The organism is Promicromonospora sp. NPDC057488, from assembly GCF_042802395.1.
Lineage (GTDB): Bacteria > Actinomycetota > Actinomycetes > Actinomycetales > Cellulomonadaceae > Promicromonospora.
This window is the reverse complement of the sequence record NZ_JBHVEG010000308.1, coordinates 1-3,845: the sequence shown is the minus strand read 5'-3', so window position 1 is coordinate 3,845 and position 3,845 is coordinate 1. Positions and strand designations below refer to the sequence as shown.

General features: G+C 75.2%; 3 protein-coding genes. All 3 read left to right on the top strand.

Going from position 1 to position 3,845, the window contains the following annotated elements; all coding sequences use genetic code 11:
* Positions 1 to 1,216 (top strand): RNA polymerase sigma factor (locus tag ACFU5G_RS29500; RefSeq protein WP_377252633.1); only part of this gene is annotated, 1,216 nt, incomplete at its 5' end.
* Positions 1,217 to 1,334: 118 nt separating this feature from the next.
* Complete coding sequence (locus ACFU5G_RS29495; protein ID WP_377252631.1) at positions 1,335 to 1,520, top strand: hypothetical protein; 186 nt, start codon at positions 1,335 to 1,337, stop codon at positions 1,518 to 1,520.
* Positions 1,521 to 1,760: 240 nt separating this feature from the next.
* The gene (locus ACFU5G_RS29490) at positions 1,761 to 3,803 is read left to right on the top strand and encodes a penicillin-binding transpeptidase domain-containing protein (protein WP_377252629.1); all 2,043 of its coding nucleotides are present in this window, start codon (positions 1,761 to 1,763) and stop codon (positions 3,801 to 3,803) included.
* Positions 3,804 to 3,845: the final 42 nt, after the last annotated feature.

Genomic DNA, 3,845 nt, shown 5'->3' with positions numbered 1-3,845 from the left:
ACAGTCGTACGGCCGTCTCCTGGCCCTGCTCGCGGCCCGCGACGGCGACATCCAGCGCGCGGAGGACGCCCTCGCCGAGGCCTTCGAGCGCGCCCTCACGCACTGGCCCGCCGACGGCGTGCCGGCCAACCCGGACGGCTGGCTGCTCACCGTGGCCCGCAACCGGCTGCGCGACGTCTACCGCTCCGCCGCCTACCGCACCACCGTGCCGCCCGGCACCGGGCCCGAGCCCGCGGTCCCGCCCGAGGAGACCGACCCCGACCGCATCGGGGACCGCCGCCTGGAGCTCATGTTCGTCTGCGCGCACCCCGCGATCGAGGCCGGCATCCGCACCCCGCTCATGCTGCAGACCGTGCTCGGCGTCGAGGCCGCCGACATCGCGGCGGCGTTCGCCGTCCCCGCGCCCACCATGGCCCAGCGCCTGGTCCGGGCCAAGCGCCGCATCCGGGACGCGCGCATCCCGTTCCGTATCCCCGCCCGCCCGGAGGTGCCCGCGCGGCTGCCACCCGTTCTTGAGGCGGTGTACGGCGCGTACGCCATCGACTGGCGCGGCGCCGCGCCGGAGGTGCGCGGATCCCTCACCGGCGACGCCCTCACCCTGGCCCTGCTGCTGGCCGACCTGCTGCCCGAGCCCGAGGTGCTCGGCCTGGCCGCGCTGCTCTGCTTCTCCCTGGCCCGCGCCGACGCCCGCGAGGCCGACGGCGTCCTCGTGCCGCTCGACGAGCAGGACGTCGCCCGCTGGGACGGCGCCCTGATCGAGCGCGGCGAGGCGCTGCTCCGCCGCGCGCTGGCCGGGCCGCCCGACCCGTCCGACCCGTCCGACCCGTCCGACCCGCCCGGCCGGTTCCGGCTGGAGGCCGCCATCCAGTCCGTGCACTGCGCCCGGGCGCGCACCGGCCGCACCGACTGGCCGGCGCTCGTCACGCTGCACCGCGCGCTGCTGCGGGTGGCCCCGACGCTAGGTGGCCGGGTGGCGCTCGCCGCCGTGGTCGCGCGGGTCGACGGCGCTGGGGCGGGGCTGGCCGCGCTGGACGAGATCGCGGCGTCGGACCCGGCGTCGGGCCGGTTCCAGCCGCTGTGGGCGACCCGCGCGCACCTCCTGGCGACGCTGGGCGAGGGCGACGACGCCCGTGCCGCCTACGCCAAGGCCCGGTCGCTCACGACGGACCCGGCCGTGCGGGCCTTCCTGGCGGACCGGAGCGTCGCGACCGGGTGAGGTGGGCGGCCGTGGTCCCGAAAACCGCGTTCACCCCTCCCTACCAACGAAACGGGCTCCCGGTCCGTCCTTGTTCGACGAGGGCGCCCGGACGAGGGAGCCGGAACGGGGACCGACCATGACGACCAGCACAGCGATGATCACCGGCAAGGACGTTGCCGCGATCGAGCGTGACCTGCGACGCATGGAGCTCCTGAACCGGCGCGAGCAGAGGATCCGCGCGGGCGGACGGCCCGCACCTGCGATCTCGTACCTCAAGCTCGCCACGCGCCCCCGCGACCGCTGGCGGTACCAGGACGTGTGACGACGGACGGGCGGGGCCGCAGATCCAGGGGGTTCGGCGGCCCCGCCTCATTTCACCCTGGAATTTACACGGACCGATCATGACCAGGCCCTTAGGCTCCTTGGCATGAGCGGACACCAATCTCCCCACCTGCCTGCGGACGGTCATGCGCCAGTTCCGCCCCCGCCAGGTGGGTACGACACGGTGCCTCCGGGCGGCGGTCCGCCGCCGCCCCCGCCCGTTCCGCCGTCCGGCGACACGATGCCGGGCCACCACGTGCCCGTCCAGAACGTGCCCGGCCCGCCGCCGCCCGTGGTCCCCGGGGCCGGCGGCCAGCCCGCCGGTGACCCGCCCCGGCGCAACGGACGGCGCGCGCTGATCATCGCCGCCGTGGTGCTCGTGCTGCTCGGCGCCGGCGTCGGCGCCTGGTTCCTGCTGCGCCCGCCGCCGATCCCCGACCCGGAGCCCGCCGCCGAGGAGCTCGCGGCCGCGCTCCAGGCGGGCACGCCCGCGGACTTCCCCCTGACGATGGACACCTCCGCCTCGCCCGACGAGCAGTACGCCGCCGTGTTCGAGCAGCTCGTGGCCGCCGTCGGCGAGGACGCCGGGACCGTGGCGCTCAAGAGCGTCACCCCGCTGGAGGAGGGCGACGGCGGGACCGCGACGGCCACCGCGACCTTCACGTGGACCTGGCCCGTGGCCAGCGAGGAGGCCTGGGAGTACGAGACCGTCGCGCAGCTCACCTACCCCGGTCCGGCCGACGGCGAGGCCGGGGAGTGGGAGGCCGCCTGGGACCTCGGCGTGCTTGCGCCCGGCCTGGAGGCCGGCGAGCGGCTCGCCGTCGAGCGCACCGAGCCGGTGCGCGGCGACATCGTCACGACGAGCGGCGAGACCCTCGTGGGGCTCACCCCCGTGCACCGCGTGGGTATCGACAAGACCCGACCGGGCTGGGAGACGGCCGCCGCGCAGCTCGGCGAGGTGCTCGACTTCGACCAGGCGACCACCGACGACATCGCCGCGCAGGTGCAGGCCGCGGGCGCGAAGGCGTTCATCGACGTCATCACGATCCGCGACAACGACCCGGAGTACGACTTCGAGGCCGCCATGGCGATCAACGGCGTGGTCGGCATCCCGGACGAGATCCCCCTCGCGCGCGACCGCGACTTCGCGCGGGCCGCGCTCGGCACGGTCGGCGAGGCCACCGAGGAGATCGTCAAGGAGTCGAAGGGCACGATCAAGGCCGGCGACATGGTGGGCCTCTCCGGCGTGCAGGCCGCGTACGACGAGCAGCTGCGCGGGGTGCCCGGCCTGGCCGTGACGATCGAGCCGGCCGAGGGCGGCGAGGGCCGCGAGGCCTTCACGATCGAGAAGCAGGACGGCGAGCCGGTGGCCGTCTCGCTCGACCCGGCGACCCAGCTGCGCGCCCAGGCGGCGCTGGCGGACTTCGGCGACCTGGCGACCGCGATCGTCGCGATCAAGCCCTCGACCGGCGCGGTGCTCGCGGTGGCGTCGGGCCCGGGTTCCGAGGGGTTCAACACGGCGACGCTGGGCCAGTACCCGCCTGGCTCCACGTTCAAGATCGCGACGTCGCTCGCGATGCTCCGCTCCGGGACGACGCCGGACTCCACGCTGCCGTGCACCGCCACGATCAACGTGGAGGGCCGCGAGTTCAAGAACGTGCCGGGCTACCCGCAGTCCGCGATGGGTGACGCCGTGCCGTTCCGCACGGTCTTCGCGAACTCCTGCAACACGGCCTTCATCTCGCAGCACGACGCGATCTCGCAGCAGCAGCTGCACGACGCCGCCGCCGCGCTCGGCCTGGGCGCCGACCACACGGTGCCGTTCGGCGGGTCCGCCGGGTTCGGCGACGTGCCGACCGAGGCGTCCGGCACGGAGCACGCGGCGTCGATGATCGGGCAGGGCCAGGTGCTGGCCACCCCGCTCGCGATGGCGACCGTCGCGGCCAGCGTCTCCGCCGGCCACACGGTCTCGCCGTGGCTGGTCGAGCCGACGGGCAAGGACGCCGAGGCGAAGCCGGCGGGCGACCTGACCGAGGACGAGGCGGCCACGCTGCGCGACCTCATGGGCGGCGTCGTCGCGGAGGGTTCGGCCACCCTGCTGCAGGACGTGCCCGGGATCGTCGGCGCCAAGACCGGTACCGCCCAGTTCGGCGACGGCTCCAAGGCCCACGTCTGGATGCTCGCCGTCGCCGACGACCTGGCGGCGGTCGTGTTCATCGAGGAGGGCGAGCTGGGCTCGACGACGGCCGGCCCGGTGATGCACGAGTTCCTCAAGGGGAACTGAGCCAGGAACGAGACAGAGCGCCTGCCCGGCGCCCCCGGTGAC